Below are 18093 nucleotides of genomic sequence, written 5' to 3' on the forward strand. Positions count from 1 at the left end.
ACTCAAGCGCGAGACATGAATTTTTTTGTTTCGGTATTGATCTTAATCAACTCATCAGTCTCCAGATATTCGGGCACCTGAACCTCCAGCCCGGTGGTCAATCTGGCCGTTTTGGTACGCCCTGACGCCGTCGCTCCTTTAATAGCCGGAGCGGTCTCCACTATCGCCATCACCACGGAACTCGGCAATTCAATACCCAGTACCGCATCGTCCACCAACAAGGCCACTATGCCTTCAAGCCCTTCGGTCAAATAGTCGATTTGGTCTTCCAAATCATCGCTGCTTAAAGTGTACTGGGTGTAATCTTCCATATTCATGAAGATATAACTATCTCCATCTACATAAGAAAACTGCACTTTGGCGCGCACCAAATCGGCATCCTTAAAGAAATCATCCCCTTTTAAAGACTCATCCAGTTTTTGGCCGGTTTTAAGATTGGTAAAACGGATTTTATACAAGGTTGACGCACCACGGGACGATGGACTTTTAGCGTCAACCTGCTTAACCGCATGCGGTATGCCGTTTATTTCAACCACCATGCCTCTTTTTAAATCACTAGCCTTTGCCACGCCAACTTCCTCTCGATTAAACTTGCCGACGAAACGCAGCAAGGGTTTATATTTAAGTGAGCTAAGCCACCATCAAGCGCCATTATATCGTAAAATCTGCACTTAAAGCCGCCCGCTACGGGAATTTGGCTGGCCGAACGCCGTATGGCATTTATTAACCCGTGATAAATTAAAAACCATGTCAGATAAAAAACCCACCCTCGGTTTCATCGGTATCGGCCTGATGGGCAAGCCGATGACTTTGCGCTTGCTGGATGCAGGCTTTAGCGTCAATGTCTGGAACCGCAGCCCCGAAAAGCTCCAGCCGGTTATCGATGCAGGCGCAACAGCCTGTAGTTCCGTGGCCGAATTAGTCCGAGCCTCCGAGGTGATTATCCTGTGCTTGGCCGATACGGCGGTCGTAGACTCGATTGTTCGCAATGAGATTGCGACAAACGGCACCGAAGGCAAGTTGCTGATTGACTTATCCAGCATCCACCCGGAAAACACCCGGCAACTGGCATCGCTGCTGCATGAAAAATGCACCATGGGCTGGGTCGATGCGCCGGTTTCCGGCGGCGTTGCCGGTGCAGAGCAAGGCAATCTGGCGATTATGGCGGGCGGCAGTGCGGAAAATATCGCAGTTGCCCGGCTCGTTCTGGCTCCGCTGTACAAACAATTAACCCACATGGGCGAAGTGGGCAGCGGCCAGATCACCAAGATCTGCAACCAGATGATAGTCAGTTGCAATGTGCTGGTAATCGCCGAAATGATGGCGCTGGCCAAACAGGCCGGTGTTGATGCAAAGCAAATACCCGCCGCGCTGGCTGGCGGTTTTGCCGACTCCAAACCCTTGCAAATCTCCGGCGCTGAAATGGCGACCGAAACCTTCGAGCCAATCAAGTGGAGGGTTAAAACCCTGCTGAAGGATTTGAACATGGCGGTCGATTTGTCCGTTAAACAAGGCAACGCCGTCCCCATGTCCGCCCTGGCCGCGCAGCTGATGCAACTGCACGGCAGCCACGGTTACCTGGAACACGACCCCGCCACTTTAATCAAACTCTACACAAAAACCGATGCTTAACTTTACCGCCAATCTGAGCCTGCTGTTTACCGAAGTAGCGCTTATCGATCGCTTCAGCGCCGCCAAGCAAGCCGGGTTTAACGCCGTTGAAATTCAGTTTCCTTACGAGTTAAGCGCAGCCGCCATAAAAGGCAAGCTGGACGAATACGACTTAAAACTGGTTTTGTTTAATGTAGACGCCGCCGATTTGTTGCAAGGCGGCGAAGGGCTTGCCTGCGTACCTGAAAAATGCAATCAGTTCAGGCTGGCCGTCGCTCAGACCGTCGACTACGCCGAGCTGTTAAAGCCGGAAGCAATCAATGTCTTGCCGGGGCGCTGTCTGGATAAAAGCCGCCTGGAGCACTATCTGAAAACCTTTAAGGAAAACCTGTGTTTCGCCATTGAGGCCTTTTCGCCGTTGGGTATCAAAACAGTGTTTGAAGCAGTCAATACTCACGATATGCCGGGATTTATCGTCCATAGCGAATCGCAAATGCTCAGCGTGTTAGCCGAGCTTAACCGCCCCGAACTGTTTATGCAGTACGATATTTATCACATGCAAATGATGGGTGAAAAATCCGAGAAGTTTATTGCTGAACATGCCGATAAAATCGGCCATATCCAGTTTGCCGATTGCCCCGGACGTGGACAACCCGGTACGGGGCGAACTGATTTTAACCGGATGTTTTCAGTCATTGAGAAATCGGGTTATTCGGGATGGATCGGGGCGGAATACAAACCGGTTGGAACTACGCTTGAAAGTTTGAATTGGTTAACGCCGTATGCATCAACTTGAACGAAAGGTATTTAATAGAACGCAGATGACTATGATGAGCACAGATAATTCAAGAAAAATCTTACTTAATCATAATTATCCGCGCCATCCGCGTTCCATTTTTTAATTCAAACTAGGCTATCAATTTCAAATACTTCTGATACAGACTTTCCTTGTCCTCAACATGCTTGGCATCTTTATCGATGCAATCGACCGGACAAACTTCCATGCATTGCGGCAGATCATGATGGCCTATGCACTCGGTACATAAGTCAGGATTAATGATATAAATATCATCGCCTTGAGAAATCGCACCATTCGGGCATTCCGGCTCGCAAACATCACAATTGATGCATTCTTCATTAATAATAAGGGCCATACAAACTCCTACACACTACAACACGGATGAGCAATTAATCTTGCTCAACCAAATAAACTCAAACACTTCTTATACAAACTGTCTTTGACTCCATGGATACCCTCATTGGGGCAAACCGCTTCACATAAGGGTTCGCCATATCGTTCCTTGCATTCGGTACACAAGGCGGGATTTATAACATAAGCATCCTCAGTCTGAAAAATAGCCTCATTCGGACACTCGGGCTCGCAAACGCCGCAGCGGGCGCATTTATCTTCATTAATAACCAGGGCCATACTTTACTCGGACCTGAATTTATTAATTAAACATTGATGAACAATATCAGGAACAAAACAGGACACGTCGCCGTTCAACTGTGCAATTTCACGGATCATGCTCGAAGAAATAAATTCATATTGTTCGGCCGGGGTTAAAAACACGGTCTCCAATTCCGGCGCCAGACGCCGGTTCATTCCAGCCAGCTGAAACTCGTATTCAAAATCGGATACCGCTCTCAACCCTCGCAAAATCACATTGGCTCCCTGCTGTTTTGCGCACTCAACCAGCAAGTTATCAAAGCCGATCACCTCCACATTGGAAAAATCCGAAGTAACCGCCCTAACCAAATCCACCCGCTCATCCAGGGAAAACAACGGGGTTTTGCCCCTGTTCACCGCCACGGCGACAACCACCTTGTGATAAAGCCTGGACGCTCTGGCAATCAGATCCAAATGTCCATTGGTAATGGGATCAAAGGTACCCGGATAAATTGCAGTGGTTTGCATAGTGTGTGATTTTCAAAAAAATCGGCAATTCTATACTAAGAAACAAGTTTAAAATACTTATTTAAATAATATTAGGGCCGAACTGACAAACTTAAAGAAGAAATAACTCCGTGTAATCATAACCTGACATCATTCAATCCGCTCGAATAAATGATAGCCGACTTCGCCCGCACTTTTGCTTTTCAGCTGCCGCCAGTTTTCGGGCATTCCGGAAAAATCGAAATGCCGTTCCGTTTCAACATAAATCTTGGCATGTTTAGCCAGCCAGCCGTTGTCTTCCAGCAGCCTACAGGTTTGAATCACCAGGTTCAGGCCGAATGGCGGATCGAGAAACGCCACATCAAAGGCTGTAGCCTCTCCCTCCAGATAGCGTAAAACATCACTTTGCACAACTTTTATCCGGTCATCGGCGGACAGCGCAATGGCATTGTCCTTTAAACTGCGGCAGGCCAGGGCATTGCTTTCCACCTGAACGACCGACTTTGCCCCTCGGGAAGCGGCTTCAAAACCCAAAGCCCCGCTACCCGCATACAAATCCAGACACTGTTTGCCGAAAATTTCATACTGCAACCAGTTGAACAAAGTTTCCCTGACTCTGGCGGGCGTGGGCCTTAATCCCGGCGCATCGACAAAACTTAACTGCCGACTGCGCCAGTCCCCACCGATAATTCTGAGCTTATTTTTCACTCTTCTTGTCGCTCCCGCCCAGAGTGATGGTTTGCATTAACCGAGGGTCAACACGGCGTTTGAAGGCGTCTTTTATTGATGCGGTCGTCACCTTCTCGACGTTTTGCTGGAAGGTATCCAGATAATCCAGCGGCATTTCATAAAAGCCGATCATCGACACGTAACTGGCCAGTTTTTTATTGGTATCGAACCGCATCGCAAAACCGCCGGTGATGTTTTTCTTGGCGGCAATCAGCTCTGCCTCCGTAGGCCCTTGCGCAATAAAATCGGCCAAGGTTTTATTCAACACTTCCAGCGCTTTACCGGTTTGATCGTTACGGGTTTGCAGGCTGACCGTAAACGGCCCTTTCCTGAACATCGGCGCAAACGAACTGCTCGCGCCATAGGCCAATCCGCGTTTCTCCCTGACTTCTTCAAAGAGCTTGGACACCAATCCGCCGCCGCCCAGAATATGGTTGCCGACATACAGCGTAAAGTAATCGGGATCTTTACGGTAGGTGCCGGGCATCCCGACCAGGACATGAGTTTGTGTTGAAGGAAATTCAATATGCTGCTTGCCTGCTTTCACCGGCATGACCACTTCCGGCAAGGGTTCCGGCTTCTGGCCTACCGGCAAGCCGGAGACCAAAGTCTCGGCGGTGTGCTCCGCCTGTTGCCTGGACAAGTCGCCGACAATCACCACCATCGCGTTAGCAGCGACATAATATTTCTGATAGAAGCTGCGCAAATCTGCCGCCTCAAACCCGGACACTGTGACGATCTCGCCGGAAGTCGGATGGCCGTATGGATGCTCGCCGTACAAGGCCTTATAGTAGGCAATGCTGGCCAGCTCGGCAGGCGATTCTTCCTGTTGCTTTAATCCTGCCAAAGTCCGGCTTTTTTCCCGTTGAAAATCGGCTTCATTAAAGCTTGGATTAGTCAAAATGACTTGCATGGTCTCCAGCGCCTTATCGAATAACGGTTTATCCGTTAAGGTGCGCAACGAAACGGAAGCCATATCGATGGAAATACTGGAGCCGAATTGCGCACCGACGCTTTCAAAGCGTTGGGCGATTTGATCGGCATTCCACTGCCCTGCCCCGGTATCGAGCAATCCAGACGTCAATGCAGACAGGCCGAACTGGTAGCCGTCACGCGCGCTGCCCGCGTCGAAAGCGACCTGTATATCCACCATCGGCAGGCCCTCGGTATGCACATAATAAACCCGGCTGCCCTGCGCCGTTTGCCAGTGTTCGATTTTTGCAGCGGCCTGCGCCGGGGTGCAAAAAAAACCGGCCAGCAACATAAAACTTAACAGACGAATACGCATTATCTAACTCCTTTTGTTGTCTTGGTCTCGGTGATATTGCCGGTGATCGGCAAGGGCTCCAGATAAGCGACGCTCAATTTATCTTCGATTAAATATTTGCGCGCCACATCACGCACCTGTTCGGCGGTAACCTGATTGACTTTCTCGACATACTCATCGGCTACTTTCCAACTCAGGCCGACGGTTTCCAGCATACCCAACTGCATGGCCTGATAAAAACCGGAATCCCGCTCGTAAACCGCTTTGGCTAGAACCTGCGCCTTAATGCGCTGCAATTCATCCTTATCGACCAGGCTGATTTGCAACTTGGTAATCTCATCCTTCAATGCGCTTTCCAGATTCCAGACCGTTTTGCCTTCGGCGGGCGTCGCTTCCAGCGTAAACAATTCCGGCAATCTTGAAGTCAGGCTGTAACTGGCTCCGACTGAAACGGCTATTTGCTTGCCGCGCACCAATCCCGATTCCAATCTTGCGCTGCTGCCGCCGTCCAACACACCGGCCAATACTTCCAGCGCATAGGCTTCCCATTCATGTTCGGCTGCTTTCAAGACCGGAACCTTATAGCCCATGACCAGATAAGGCAGTTTTGCCGGTAATTTGATGGTCATCTTCCGAACACCCTGCTGTTCGACCTCAGACTGCGGTTTTAGCGGTTTAAGATCGCTGGGCTTAAGCGGTGCAAAGTATTTTTCCGCCAGCGCAAACACGGCTTTGGGTTCCACATCGCCTACTACCACCAGCGTCGCATTATTGGGCGCATACCAACGCTGATACCAGGCCTGAAGATCTTCAACCTTGTAATTTTCAATATCCGAAGGCCAGCCGATCACGGGATTTTTATACGGACTGTTGGTGTAAGCCATCGCATTAAAATGTTCCTGCATTTTTGCCTGCGGATTATCGTCCGTGCGCATCCTTCGCTCTTCGGTCACCACTTGCAGCTCTTTTTTCAACTCTTCGGGTAACAGATGCAGATTACGCATTCTGTCGGCTTCCAGTTCAAAGCTGACCGCCAGCCTGGAAGCTTCCATCGTCTGGAAATAGGCCGTGTAATCTGTGCCGGTAAAGGCATTCTCCTCGCCGCCGTTTTCGGCGACGATGCGGGAGAACTCACCGGCGGCATGCTTGTCGGTGCCTTTAAACATCATGTGTTCCAGCATGTGCGAAATGCCGGTAATACCGCCCGGTTCATAACTTGAACCCACCTTGTACCAGACCTGGGACACCGCAATCGGAGACCGGTGATCCTCCTTGACCAGCACTTTCAACCCGTTCCCCAACACATGCTCCGACACCTTAGTCGGGGCGGCACTGCTGGCAAAAACCGGTAGCCACAGTAATGCGGCGCATAGTAATCGTTTGTTCATAAACTCCCTCTTTGATGAATGTTAAGGTACTTTCCAGAAAACTTCCGGGCTGCATCACTCGCTAAGCCTGATAGTAGCAGGGATAAAATAGTTCTGGATAGCTATACTTGAAAAAATAGACCACTATCCGTATGCACCGGCTTTCCACAGAAGTGCTGATTTTACGGAAGCGGCACAATGTTTTTCAACTTTAAACACCGATGCTTTCTAGCCGCACAATGTTAAAACATTGTATATAAGCCGAAATGGCATTTATCCTATGCAGGATAGAGGCTTTATACATTTTTCAACCGAACCCAAGGATTAACCCATGTCAGACGTTAAAATTTATGACATAAAACCGGACATAGCGGCCAATGCACACATTACCGCTGAATCTTATAAAGCCCTGTATCAGCGCTCCATCGCCGAACCGGAAGCTTTCTGGGCTGAACAGGCCGAACAGTTCCTGGACTGGAGCAAGCCTTGGGATAAGGTCATGGACTGCGATTTCAAGACCGGCCATATCCGCTGGTTTGAAGGCGGAAAACTCAATGTCAGCGTCAATTGCCTGGATCGCCATCTTGCCACCCGCGCCGATCAAGTCGCCATTATCTGGGAAGGCGACAACCCGGCGCAGGACAAAAAAATCACTTACCGGCAATTGCACGAACAAGTCTGCAAGTTTGCCAATGTCTTAAAAACGCAAGGCGTCAACAAAGGCGACCGCGTTTGCATCTACCTGCCGATGATTAGCGAGGCGGCTGCGGTGATGCTCGCCTGCACCCGCATCGGAGCGGTGCATTCAATCGTGTTCGGCGGTTTTTCCGCCGAAGCGTTAAAAGACCGGATTCTGGATGCCGATTGCCGGTTTCTGGTCTGCGCCGACGAAGGCCACCGTGGCGGCAAGATCGTCCCCATCAAAGCTAATGCCGATGAAGCCGCCGCCGCCTGCCCGAATCTTGAAAAAGTCATCGTCATCAAAAACACCGGCAATGCCGTAGACTGGCACGAACAACGCGATGTCTGGTATCACGACGCAATGGCAACCGCATCATCGGAATGCCCGGCCGAAACCATGGATGCTGAAGACCCGCTGTTTATCCTGTACACCTCAGGTTCCACCGGCAAACCCAAAGGGGTTTTGCACACGACCGGCGGTTATCTGTTGTACACGGCCATGACCCACAAATACGTGTTCGACTACCGCGATGGCGACATTTACTGGTGTACCGCCGATATAGGCTGGGTCACCGGCCATTCCTACATGATCTACGGCCCGTTATGCAACGGCGCCACCACCTTGATGTTTGAAGGCGTACCGACGTATCCTGATGCCAGTCGCTTTTGGCAGGTAATCGACAAACATCAGGTCAACATCTTCTACACCGCGCCGACCGCGATCCGCGCATTGATGGCGCAGGGCGATGAATTTGTCGAACGCTGCTCGCTGCGCAGCTTAAGGATACTCGGCAGCGTCGGCGAACCGATCAACCCGGAAGCCTGGGAATGGTATTACCATGTGGTCGGCGACGGTCGCTGCCCGGTCGTCGACACCTGGTGGCAAACCGAAACCGGCGGCATCTTGATCACCCCGCTGCCCGGCGCAATCACCTTAAAACCCGGTTCCGCCACCCTGCCCTTCTTCGGCATCAAGCCAGAGATCATGGACAACGAAGGCCGAGTCAGGGAGGGCGCTGCCGAAGGTATTTTAGTCATCAGCCGATCCTGGCCGGGACAAGCCCGTTCCGTTTTCGGCGACCATCAGCGTTTTATCGACACCTATTTCAAAAACTACCCCGGCTATTATTTTACCGGCGACGGCGCGCGCCGCGATGAAGACGGCTATTTCTGGATTACCGGGCGGGTTGACGATGTAATCAATGTCTCCGGTCACCGGATGGGCACGGCGGAAATCGAAAGCGCGCTGGTGCTGCATGAACATGTCGCCGAAGCGGCGGTGGTCGGCTATCCGCATGATATTAAGGGACAAGGCATCTACGCCTACGTGACTTTGAATGTCGGCATCGAGCCTTCCGAGGAACTGCGCCAGGAACTGATCGAGCTGGTCAAGAAAGAAATCGGCCCGATTGCCCACCCGGATATTATCCAATGGGCGCCGGGACTACCCAAAACCCGTTCCGGTAAAATCATGCGGCGTATTTTGCGTAAAGTGGCGTCCAATGAAATCGGCAGCCTGGGCGATACCTCCACGCTGGCCGATCCGGCCGTGGTTGACGATATTATTGAGCATCGGGCTAATAAGTGATCGTTTAATAACTCCCTGTACACACAGATTACCTGTTTTGATCGGGCACGCCCTACGACAGTGTAAACATTCCCAGCCATCACCCAGTAATTCACGGATTAGACTGATAAAATCAACGAACGAGTCTAATCCGTGTCTGGTATCCGTGTTCTCTTATAAAATTAATCCCCGCTAAGTCATTACAAAAAACAATTAATGAACATCATCTTTAAAGAATACAGCCGAGTCGTATGGCAGAAAAAATGGTTTTTCCTGCTGGCCTTATTCGCATTGGCTTCCGCCATGACCCTGGATTTATCGGCGCCGGTTTACTACAAAAGCATCGCCAACGGACTGGCCGCGCCTTATTCGGATACAACGCTGACACTAATGCTGGACAACCTGAAACAGGTCGCAATTATTTATGCGGGCATCTGGCTGTCATGGCGGTTGCTTGAAATCGCTATTATTCCACTCGATGGCGGCGGCGTTAATCTGCTGGAAAAGCGCTGTTTCGATGTGCTTAAAAAACAAAAATACGTCTTTTTCGAAAACAGTTTTTCCGGCAGCCTAATCAAGCAGGCCAACCGCTTCTCGCGTTCTTTTGAAATTATTATGGACTGGTTTCTGTTCCAGTTTTTCATGAACATTGTGGCGATAGGCATTGCATTTGCGATTTTCTATCAGCAACAGCCCAAATTCGCCTGCTATTTCCTGATCTGGGTCACGCTCTTTGTGACCTGGAATATCGTCTACTCGGTATGGAAACTGCGTTTTGATAAGGCTGTAGCCCAAGCCGACTCAACAGTCGGCGGCGCGTATTCGGATGCGGTCAGCAATATTTTCGTCGTCAAAAGCTTTGCCATGGAAGCCATCGAACAGGCGCGGATCAATCAGGCATCGGATTTTGTTTACCGAAAGAAAAAAATCGCCTGGATATTAATGTTTTTTTCCTTCGCAGTACAAGGCTTGATGACCTTCGGCATTGAATTGCTGATGGTTTATTTGATGATCCAAAACTGGAAAGCCGGCAATTTTCAGGTCGGCGAGTTTGTTTTGTTTCAATCGATCATGATCATGCTAATCCAGCGTTTATGGGAGTTCGGGCGCAATTTCAGGAACTTTTTCACCGCCTTGGCCGATGCCTCCGAAATGGCCGATGTGTTCAGACAGGAAGATGTCGAAGTCGATCCCGCCAATGCCCAAGCACTGACCATCACCCACGGCGCCATCGACTTTAACAATATCTGTTTTACCTATAATGAAGAAAACTCGCGTCAAACCCAACTGTTTGAGAACTTCTCCCTGCACATCAAAGCCGGTGAAAAAGTCGCACTGGTAGGCCAATCCGGCTCCGGCAAATCGTCGTTGACCAAACTGTTATTCCGCTTTCTCGATCCCCAAACAGGCAGCATCAGCTTTGACGGCCTGGACGCAAAAGCCTTTACGCTGAGTTCGTTGCGCCAACAAATATCCATGGTGCCGCAGCAACCGGATCTGTTTCATCGCTCGATACGGGACAATATCACGCTGGGCGCGGATGTTTCGGAAGCGCAGTTGCTTGATGTCGCCGCAAAATCCCACTGCCTTGAGTTTATCAAGGATTTGCCCGACCAATTCGACACGCTGGTCGGCGAGCGCGGCGTCAAGCTTTCCGGCGGCGAAAGACAACGCATCGCCATTGCCCGCGCCTTTCTGGAAAATGCGCCGATTGTGGTTCTGGATGAGGCCACCAGCGCGCTGGATTCAATCACCGAACAACAGCTCCAAACCGCTATTTTCGAGTTGATTAAAAATAAAACGACGCTGGTGATTGCCCATCGCCTTTCTACCATTTTAAGCATGGACCGGATTATCGTACTGGAAAAAGGCAAAATCATAGAACAAGGCACGCATCCGCAATTGCTGGCTAAACAAGGCAAATACCACGCCATGTGGCAACATCAAAGCGGCGCTTTCCTGGTTGAATAGGCAACTGTTTGATAGTGTGACGATTTATAAAATAGGTTTTATTTTTTCATAAAAACACTATATATTGTTCCTCTTTATAAAAATTGACACTATATATCGATCACCAACCTTAATCGGCTGATTTTCAAATTCGCTTATTCATACACCAACCAACAGGGACCACTCAATGTCGGCAAAGCTACATGTCATTCCAAGCACCGTGACTGAAATTCCGTTTCAGGACGCTTCGATGGATATTTGGGATACGAAATATCGTTTAAAAACCAAAGATGGCATCGCTATTGACGGCACCATCGATGAAACCTATCAACGGGTGGCCAAAGCCATTTCCGCCGTAGAAAAGGGCAAAACCAAACAGGAGCAATGCTACAAAGATTTCCTGTGGGCCTTGCGCCAAGGCGCTATTCCGGCAGGACGGATTACCTCCAATGCCGGCGCGCTGGAACACAAACCGGCCACGTCGACGATTAACTGCACCGTATCCGGCACCATCGCCGATTCCATGGACGATATTCTGGGCAAGGTGCATGAAGCCGGACTCACCCTGAAAGCCGGTTGCGGTATCGGTTATGAATTCTCGACCTTGCGCCCTAAAAACGCTTATGTTTCCGGTGCGGGCGCGTATACTTCCGGCCCGCTGTCGTTCATGGACATCTACGACAAGATGTGTTTTACCGTGTCGTCCGCAGGCGGCAGACGCGGCGCGCAAATGGCGACTTTCGATGTCGGCCATCCCGATGTCGTCGAATTTATCCGCGCCAAACGCGAAGACGGACGCCTGCGCCAGTTTAACCTGTCGCTGCTGATCACTTCCGAGTTCGTTGAAGCGGTAAAAAACGACAAGCCTTGGTCGCTGTCATTTCCGGTCACCGAAAAAGAAGTCAAACTGGATAACCTGGATTTGACCGACGACAAACTCATCATCTGGCGCGACCTGCCCTACATCGACGGCTATATCCTTAACGACGACGGCATGGTCGCCTGCAAAATCAGCAAAACCATGCCCGCGCGCCGCCTGTGGGACATCATCATGAGCTCGACTTACGACTATGCCGAACCGGGATTCATCCTGATCGACAAAGTCAACGAGATGAACAACAACTGGTTTTGCGAGAAGATTCGTGCGACCAATCCTTGCGGCGAACAACCGTTGCCGCCTTACGGTTCTTGCCTTCTAGGCTCAATCAACCTGACCCGCTTCGTCAAAAAACCGTTCACCAACGACGCGCATTTCGACTGGGACAATTACCGCAAAGCCATCAAGATTTTCACCCGCATGCTGGACAACGTGGTTGAAATCAACGGCCTGCCCCTGGCGCAGCAACGTGAAGAAATCCTGACCAAGCGTCGCCACGGCATGGGTTATCTGGGGCTCGGCTCAACCGTCACTATGATGGGCATGAAATACGGCGATGCACAGTCGCTGGAATTTACCGAAGAAGTGACCAAGGTACTGGCCGTGGAAGGCTGGAAAGCGGGACTGGCGCTGGCCAAAGAAAAAGGCCCGGCGCCGATCATGGAGCAAATGTTTAGCGTCACCGGCGAAATGCTGCATAAACGCCCGGAAATGATTGCCGACGGTTATAAAGTCGGCGACCGTGTGCCCGGAAAGCTGCTGCATACCAAATACAGCCGCTATATGCAGCAAGTGGCCCAGGAAGAACCCGAGCTGGTGGCGGAGCTGATTGAAACCGGCGCCCGCTTTACCCATCACAGTTCTATCGCACCGACCGGCACCATTTCCCTGTCACTGGCCAATAACGCCAGCAACGGCATAGAGCCGAGCTTTGCGCACCATTACTCGCGTAACGTGATCCGCGCCGGTAAAAAATCCAAGGAAAAAATAGACGTGTTTTCCTTTGAGCTGTTGGCTTACCGCGAAATGGTCAATGCCGACGCCATGCCTTACAGCGATGATCCTGAACAAAAATTGCCGGATTATTTCATAGCGGCCGATGACGTGACGCCAAAACAGCATGTCGATATTCAGGCGGCGGCGCAAAAATGGATCGATTCGTCGATCTCCAAAACCGCCAACGTGCCGACCGATTATCCTTATGAAGACTTCAAGTCTATTTACGAGTATGCCTACGACAAAGGCCTGAAAGGCTGCACCACGTTCCGTTTTAATCCCGAAGTCTTTCAGGGCGTATTGGTTAAGGAATCGGATCTTGAAAACACCACCTACCAGTTCACGCTGGAAGACGGCCACGTGGTGGAATTCAAAGGCAACGAAGACGTGGAATACGATGGCGAAATCCACAGCGCCGCTAACCTGTTCGATGCCTTGAAAGAAGGCTACTACGGAAAATTCTGATGGCGCACGAAGACATGACGCAAAACATCAGTACAAAAGTGCTGCCTTCAGAACAAGGCTCAGCAACAATGATCGAGACTACAGACATGACACATAAAATCACCAAAAAAATCGTCGGCTACAAAGTCCTGACCAAAGACGATGTCGAACCGGTCAAGCAAGAGCCGGAACAGCCATCGCTGGAAAGCATGAACGAAAACCTCGCGCGCCCGGAAGTGCTGCTCGGTTCCACTTACAAGATCAAAACGCCGCAGTCGGAGCATGCGCTGTACATCACCATCAACGACATGATCCTGAATGCCGGAACCGCCCACGAAGAGCGTCGGCCATACGAAATCTTCATCAACTCCAAAAACATGGAGCATTTCCAGTGGGTGTTGGCGCTGACCCGTCTAATCTCGGCGGTATTCCGCAAAGGCGGCGACGCCTGCTTCCTGGTCGAAGAAATGAAAGCGGTATTCGACCCGCACGGCGGCTACTTCAAAAAAGGCGGCGTGTTCATGCCGTCGCTGGTCGCCGAAATCGGCTACGCGATCGAATCGCATTTGAAACACATCGGCATGATCAAACCGGAAAAAATGACCGATCACCAAAAGAATTTTCTTGATGAAAAGCGCAAGGAGTTTGAAGCCCAGCATGGGGAGTCGGAGGGACAGGCGTTTCCTGAAAAGGCCGTGCTTTGTAATAAGTGCAGCACTAAGGCTATGGTTTTGATGGATGGGTGTATGACTTGTTTGAATTGTGGGGAGAGTAAGTGTGGGTGATTGTCGAGCAAGCCTTTTTGATGCATCAGCCTTGGTCAAGGTGTTCTCTCAGGAGCCCGGCACAGAAATTGTTCGTCCGTACTTCAATTCAGAGTCCACTAAGTACACAACACCATTCTGTTTCTACGAAGCTCTTAATGTGCTCAAGGGCAAGTGGCTATACAAGAATCAGCTCACCAAAGACGAATATTTGAGTGCTGCGTATCGCCTATCCATCTGGTTTGGTGCATCTTCTCGCAAAGTTAAGGATATCGAGTTTACAGAACCAATGACGTTCGCGAAGGCAAAAAGTCTTGTTGAATTAACCTCGCTAGATCTATCAGATTGTTTTCAAATTCTCAGTATCAAGGACGGCTACTTTTCACCGTTGTATAACGACTCAGCAACCATTCTCGTTACCGCTGACAAAAATCTCTCTATTGCAGCAAGAGATCAGAGCTTGCGGGTTTGGTATCTCATGGAAGAACCTGCCCCATGATTTGGAATAGCTAAGCTCCCAAGCGGGGTGGGGTTTGCAACCCCGCTCCTAACGTTTGTGCGATGCCAAGCGCTTCACTTAAGCAACATAAACGCTTCGAACGAGGCAATACAGGAAATGTTTACGCTGGTTCCCAAGCTCCAGCTTGGGAACCCAGTTGACGAAGCTCCAGCTTCGTGAGACGGGAAGCTGGAGCTTCCCGCACTGAATTCCCAAGCTGGAGCTTGGGAACTAGCGCTCACTAAAACCCTTAACTTAATGGCAGTCCCGTAGGCCGGAATAAGCCGGTTCGAGCGGCAGCGAAAACCGGTGTTTCCGGCAAACATCATCCAAATTCGCCGGCAACACCACCTCGCGCTACGCGCTTGGATGGTCTTATTCCGGCCTACGCCTATTCCCTCCGAAAGCTCCGGTACACTCGGCGCGGCATATGGGATGAGGCTGTATGATGCATCGGGCGACCGAAAAAAGTGAACTATAGGCAAAAAACCGACGAGGAGAGTGTATGACCAAAGATAACGTAGCCCACTGGGCGCTGACACATCCCCTAGCGCCGATCCATGTGGATTGCGCTACCGCCGTAATGCTGAAAATTCTCGACGGCAAATGCAAAATGCGGTCAGAGGAAAAGCGGGTAATGGAACTGCTTTACGACGAAGTGAAGACACAACCCGGCCATCTGCTGAATACGGCACTCCACCTGTTGATTGCGCAAGCCCGTGAGCATCCCGATGAAGCAACGAAAAACATTATCTACGAAAAACGCCTGCTGGCCGAAACGGCTATCTCCCGGCCAGTGATGAAAGGCTTTAAAGCCATGATCCGGCAGGAGGGTTTGCTCGTCGTTGCCGTGGACGGCGAAGAGGATACCTCGGACGCCACATAAGAAATAGCAAATCCGGGGGCAGGTCTTTCTCGTTCCCACGCACTGCGCTAATTGTTATACACAAGTATTTTAAAGCACGTCATTCCGGCAGGGATTGCCGGACCCGTTAGAGCGCGTAGCGAATCCAGAACACAGGGATGTGAAACTGCCGACTGGCACCTCGCGTTGATCAAACACCTGTTTCCGCATTCCCACGCGCTGCGTGGGAATGCGGTATGGGACGCGATGCGTCCTGTATTTTACGCGGGTTCCCAATCTGGAGATTGGGAACCCGGAAGAAAAAGCTCTAGCTTCGCGAATGCCCAAGCTTTTTAATCATGCCCCCATGATTCAGCGTTATTGGTGTTTATCTCCGAAAATCTCAGTCATGGCTGCTGGATTCTTCATCTATTGGATGTCCACTAAGGGTCTTGCGGCCTGTGAACATTGCAGAAATGATGCTGCCACCTTCGCGCATATCAGTAATTATGACCGCTGCAACGTGCAATACAACGGCCGCAACCAGAAAATAAAAGCTATACAAATGTATTACGGCAATAGGCTTGCGAAAAGCACGCATGCTCTGGTAAACAGTTTCATCATACATGGCCGGTGCATAGGGGACTAACGTATCGGGCGCGATACCCGGTGCGGCCACCCACTGCGCTATCCAATGCCCGAAAGGCGGGAGAAATAAATCGGTGCCCGCCAGCACCAACCCCGTGACTGCCTGAAGGGTGATCAGGAGAAACAGCACGGCGGCTCCCAAGCGTCCTGCCGGATTGTGCCCGATATACTGCTCAGGGTGGCCGGAGAAAAATGCGACGACATAGTTGCGCAATGCATGAAAGTATCCCTTGCCGCCCGGAAGCACTGCCCTCAACTTCGCGTAGCGATTACCTAAAAAGGCCCAAATAAAGCGCCAAATCAGGTTGATGCAAAACACATAGCCGATCCACGCGTGGATTGTCTTGATTTTTATCTTTCCTGCATTCGAGACGTCAAGACTGCTAGCATTTAGGATAACCAGACCGACACCCATAAGCGCAAGAACACACAGCACATTAATCCAATGAAACCAACGGGTACCTGCATCCCAAACGGGGGACGATTTGAGATCTGCCATAAGGGCGCTCCTTAAGAATTTAAAATTATTGCCAATGTGGAAATGCAACTTCCGCTTTATCGACGTGAATCCGCCTTTTCAGGAGATTATCAGGTTCAGCGATTTTGGGCATCGCTATTTCAGATCATCTTCATCAATATGAAATTTATGCAGCATTCGATGAGTTGCAGGGGCGAGTACGATGCCCATTATCGCTATAAATACCAGCCCGCTAAAAAGCGCATACCCAGAAGCAAACATTTTTGCTCCAGTCGTAGCAAGCGAATTGACAGGCCCCATTCCCCCGAGAATCATAGACGCCTCTAAAAGAGAATCAACCCAATCAAATCCTGCTATCCAATGATAGCCTATGACACCAATAGATAAAGCAACTGCAATCAAGATGCCTGCCATCGCAACAGACGCTGCCATCCTTCTGACAAAAACTGATATCGGAGCAAGTTTTTCATATCTTCGTTCAAACATCTTAGCCTCGAATTACAATGTGTAACAAGAAATTATCTAGCTCGGTATAGCTTATACAGTAGACCCGGCTGAGCAACAACATTCCTCGTTCCCACGTGCTACGTCACTGCTATTAAGTTAAGAAAAATATGTAACAAACAAATGTTAATCGAGAACTTTGTTCAATTTGCATAAGCGTAAAAGCATCGTTTTCAATGGACTGCACTTAACTTAATGGCAGTCCCGTAGGCCGGAATAAGCCGGTTCGAGCGGCTGCGAAAACCGGTGTTTCCGACAAACGCCTCCCCAATTCGCCGGAAACGCCACCTCGCGCTACGCGCTTGGATGGTCTTATTCCGGCCTACGCCTATTCCCGCCGGAAGCTCCGGTACGGCACTCGGCGCGGCATACGGGATTAATATCTTACCATCGGCAAATTTTCTTCGCTCCCACGCGACGATTCTCGTTCCCACGCGCTGCGGGGGAATGTAGTATAGGACGCGCTGCGTCCTGTATTTATATGACCTATTGTAGTTGGGTACATGACTGTATTCCCACGCAGCGCGTGGAAACGAGACAACAAAAAGGCTGCACCTTTTTATTTTTATGGCTTTGATTGCTCAACTCAAGAGCAAAGGTGATACCGTCAGGTGATAATTCAGGATCGATCACAAAAGAAAAAAGAATTTAAAGCTTTTGAGATGTCAAAAGTAAAACGATTTAAAGCATTAAATAGCCCGGAAGCGTGGCTGGCGTTACTTAAACTGTCTACGGTCGATCGACAACAGCCACCTGAAACCAATTCCCTGTAGGCCTGAATAAACCTGTTTCCTCGCTCCCGCGGGCTACGTAGGAATGCATTATGGGACGCGTTGCGTCCTGTGTTTGTGTGCTTTGTATCTTGGAGCATAGTTGATCCTCAACTCGCGGCGCGCCACGGTCATTAAGTTAAGGATTTTAGTGAGCGCTAGTTCCCAAGCTGGAGCTTGGGAACTAGCATAACCCGTCA

16 protein-coding genes and 1 pseudogene are annotated in these 18093 nt (G+C 50.3%); 8 read left to right on the plus strand and 9 right to left on the minus strand.

The window, feature by feature from the left end; genetic code table 11:
* Positions 1-2: 2 nt before the first annotated feature.
* Positions 3-569, minus strand: a complete 567-nt coding sequence (efpL, locus tag METTU_RS16145) for an elongation factor P-like protein EfpL (protein ID WP_006892858.1) — start codon at positions 567-569, stop codon at positions 3-5.
* 172 nt (positions 570-741) lie between these two features.
* Here efpL and METTU_RS16150 point away from each other — a divergent pair.
* Positions 742-1632, plus strand: a pseudogene (locus METTU_RS16150) (NAD(P)-dependent oxidoreductase); the annotation flags it as partial.
* A complete protein-coding gene (locus METTU_RS16155) occupies positions 1625-2407 on the plus strand; it encodes a hydroxypyruvate isomerase family protein (protein WP_006892860.1) in 783 nt (260 codons plus the stop codon). The pseudogene METTU_RS16150 and the gene METTU_RS16155, both read left to right, overlap by 8 nt.
* 112 nt (positions 2408-2519) lie before the next feature.
* On the opposite strand, the gene METTU_RS16160 is transcribed toward METTU_RS16155, so the two are convergent.
* From METTU_RS16160 to METTU_RS16180, 6 genes are all read right to left on the minus strand, one after another.
* A complete protein-coding gene (locus tag METTU_RS16160) occupies positions 2520-2765 on the minus strand; it encodes a YfhL family 4Fe-4S dicluster ferredoxin (protein ID WP_006892861.1) in 246 nt (81 codons plus the stop codon).
* Between the two features lie 44 nt (positions 2766-2809).
* Positions 2810-3040, minus strand: a complete 231-nt coding sequence (locus METTU_RS22665; RefSeq protein WP_006892862.1) for a 4Fe-4S binding protein — start codon at positions 3038-3040, stop codon at positions 2810-2812.
* 3 nt (positions 3041-3043) lie between these two features.
* On the minus strand, positions 3044-3529 hold the full coding sequence (gene coaD / locus METTU_RS16165; RefSeq protein WP_006892863.1) for a pantetheine-phosphate adenylyltransferase: 486 nt from the start codon (positions 3527-3529) through the stop codon (positions 3044-3046).
* A 129-nt stretch (positions 3530-3658) separates the two neighbouring features.
* Positions 3659-4216, minus strand: a complete 558-nt coding sequence (gene rsmD / locus METTU_RS16170; protein ID WP_006892864.1) for a 16S rRNA (guanine(966)-N(2))-methyltransferase RsmD — start codon at positions 4214-4216, stop codon at positions 3659-3661.
* Positions 4206-5525: a M16 family metallopeptidase gene (locus METTU_RS16175; RefSeq protein WP_006892865.1), complete on the minus strand. Its 1320-nt coding sequence runs from the start codon at positions 5523-5525 to the stop codon at positions 4206-4208. The genes rsmD and METTU_RS16175 overlap by 11 nt, the downstream gene beginning before the upstream one ends.
* Positions 5525-6892: a M16 family metallopeptidase gene (locus METTU_RS16180; protein WP_006892866.1), complete on the minus strand. Its 1368-nt coding sequence runs from the start codon at positions 6890-6892 to the stop codon at positions 5525-5527. Before METTU_RS16180 ends, METTU_RS16175 begins: the two co-directional genes overlap by 1 nt.
* A 310-nt stretch (positions 6893-7202) precedes the next feature.
* Here METTU_RS16180 and acs point away from each other — a divergent pair, with 310 nt between their 5' ends.
* The 6 genes from acs to METTU_RS16210 all read left to right on the plus strand — a co-directional run bounded on the left by acs (position 7203) and on the right by METTU_RS16210 (position 15535).
* Complete coding sequence (gene acs, locus METTU_RS16185; protein ID WP_006892867.1) at positions 7203-9140, plus strand: acetate--CoA ligase; 1938 nt, start codon at positions 7203-7205, stop codon at positions 9138-9140.
* Positions 9141-9335: 195 nt separating this feature from the next.
* A complete protein-coding gene (locus METTU_RS16190) occupies positions 9336-11090 on the plus strand; it encodes an ABC transporter ATP-binding protein (protein ID WP_006892868.1) in 1755 nt (584 codons plus the stop codon).
* Positions 11091-11256: 166 nt separating this feature from the next.
* Positions 11257-13407 carry an adenosylcobalamin-dependent ribonucleoside-diphosphate reductase gene (locus tag METTU_RS16195; protein WP_006892869.1) on the plus strand — a complete coding sequence of 717 codons (2151 nt, stop codon included), beginning with the start codon at positions 11257-11259 and terminating at the stop codon, positions 13405-13407.
* 86 nt (positions 13408-13493) lie between these two features.
* Complete coding sequence (locus METTU_RS16200) at positions 13494-14171, plus strand: TSCPD domain-containing protein (RefSeq protein ID WP_027149341.1); 678 nt, start codon at positions 13494-13496, stop codon at positions 14169-14171.
* A complete protein-coding gene (locus METTU_RS16205; protein ID WP_006892871.1) occupies positions 14164-14649 on the plus strand; it encodes a type II toxin-antitoxin system VapC family toxin in 486 nt (161 codons plus the stop codon). The genes METTU_RS16200 and METTU_RS16205 overlap by 8 nt, the downstream gene beginning before the upstream one ends.
* A 505-nt stretch (positions 14650-15154) precedes the next feature.
* Positions 15155-15535, plus strand: a complete 381-nt coding sequence (locus tag METTU_RS16210; protein ID WP_006892872.1) for a hypothetical protein — start codon at positions 15155-15157, stop codon at positions 15533-15535.
* 361 nt (positions 15536-15896) lie between these two features.
* Here the strand turns inward: METTU_RS16210 and METTU_RS16215 are convergent, their stop codons facing one another.
* Positions 15897-16640, minus strand: coding sequence for a cytochrome b/b6 domain-containing protein (locus tag METTU_RS16215; protein ID WP_006892873.1), 744 nt, complete (start codon positions 16638-16640; stop codon positions 15897-15899).
* 114 nt (positions 16641-16754) lie between these two features.
* Positions 16755-17105: a hypothetical protein gene (locus tag METTU_RS16220; protein ID WP_006892874.1), complete on the minus strand. Its 351-nt coding sequence runs from the start codon at positions 17103-17105 to the stop codon at positions 16755-16757.
* Positions 17106-18093: the final 988 nt, after the last annotated feature.

Origin of the sequence: Methylobacter tundripaludum SV96, assembly GCF_000190755.2 — a bacterium.
Classification (GTDB): domain Bacteria; phylum Pseudomonadota; class Gammaproteobacteria; order Methylococcales; family Methylomonadaceae; genus Methylobacter_A; species Methylobacter_A tundripaludum.

Coding starts and splice junctions, on each gene's coding strand:
- METTU_RS16155 (WP_006892860.1), top strand. CDS start 1,625: ATGCTTAACTTTACCGCCAATCTGAGCCTGCTGTTTACCGAAGTAGCG.
- METTU_RS16160 (WP_006892861.1), bottom strand. CDS start 2,765: ATGGCCCTTATTATTAATGAAGAATGCATCAATTGTGATGTTTGCGAG.
- METTU_RS22665 (WP_006892862.1), bottom strand. CDS start 3,040: ATGGCCCTGGTTATTAATGAAGATAAATGCGCCCGCTGCGGCGTTTGC.
- coaD (WP_006892863.1), bottom strand. CDS start 3,529: ATGCAAACCACTGCAATTTATCCGGGTACCTTTGATCCCATTACCAAT.
- METTU_RS16175 (WP_006892865.1), bottom strand. CDS start 5,525: ATGCGTATTCGTCTGTTAAGTTTTATGTTGCTGGCCGGTTTTTTTTGC.
- METTU_RS16180 (WP_006892866.1), bottom strand. CDS start 6,892: ATGAACAAACGATTACTATGCGCCGCATTACTGTGGCTACCGGTTTTT.
- acs (WP_006892867.1), top strand. CDS start 7,203: ATGTCAGACGTTAAAATTTATGACATAAAACCGGACATAGCGGCCAAT.
- METTU_RS16190 (WP_006892868.1), top strand. CDS start 9,336: ATGAACATCATCTTTAAAGAATACAGCCGAGTCGTATGGCAGAAAAAA.
- METTU_RS16195 (WP_006892869.1), top strand. CDS start 11,257: ATGTCGGCAAAGCTACATGTCATTCCAAGCACCGTGACTGAAATTCCG.
- METTU_RS16200 (WP_027149341.1), top strand. CDS start 13,494: ATGACACATAAAATCACCAAAAAAATCGTCGGCTACAAAGTCCTGACC.
- METTU_RS16210 (WP_006892872.1), top strand. CDS start 15,155: ATGACCAAAGATAACGTAGCCCACTGGGCGCTGACACATCCCCTAGCG.
- METTU_RS16215 (WP_006892873.1), bottom strand. CDS start 16,640: ATGGCAGATCTCAAATCGTCCCCCGTTTGGGATGCAGGTACCCGTTGG.
- METTU_RS16220 (WP_006892874.1), bottom strand. CDS start 17,105: ATGTTTGAACGAAGATATGAAAAACTTGCTCCGATATCAGTTTTTGTC.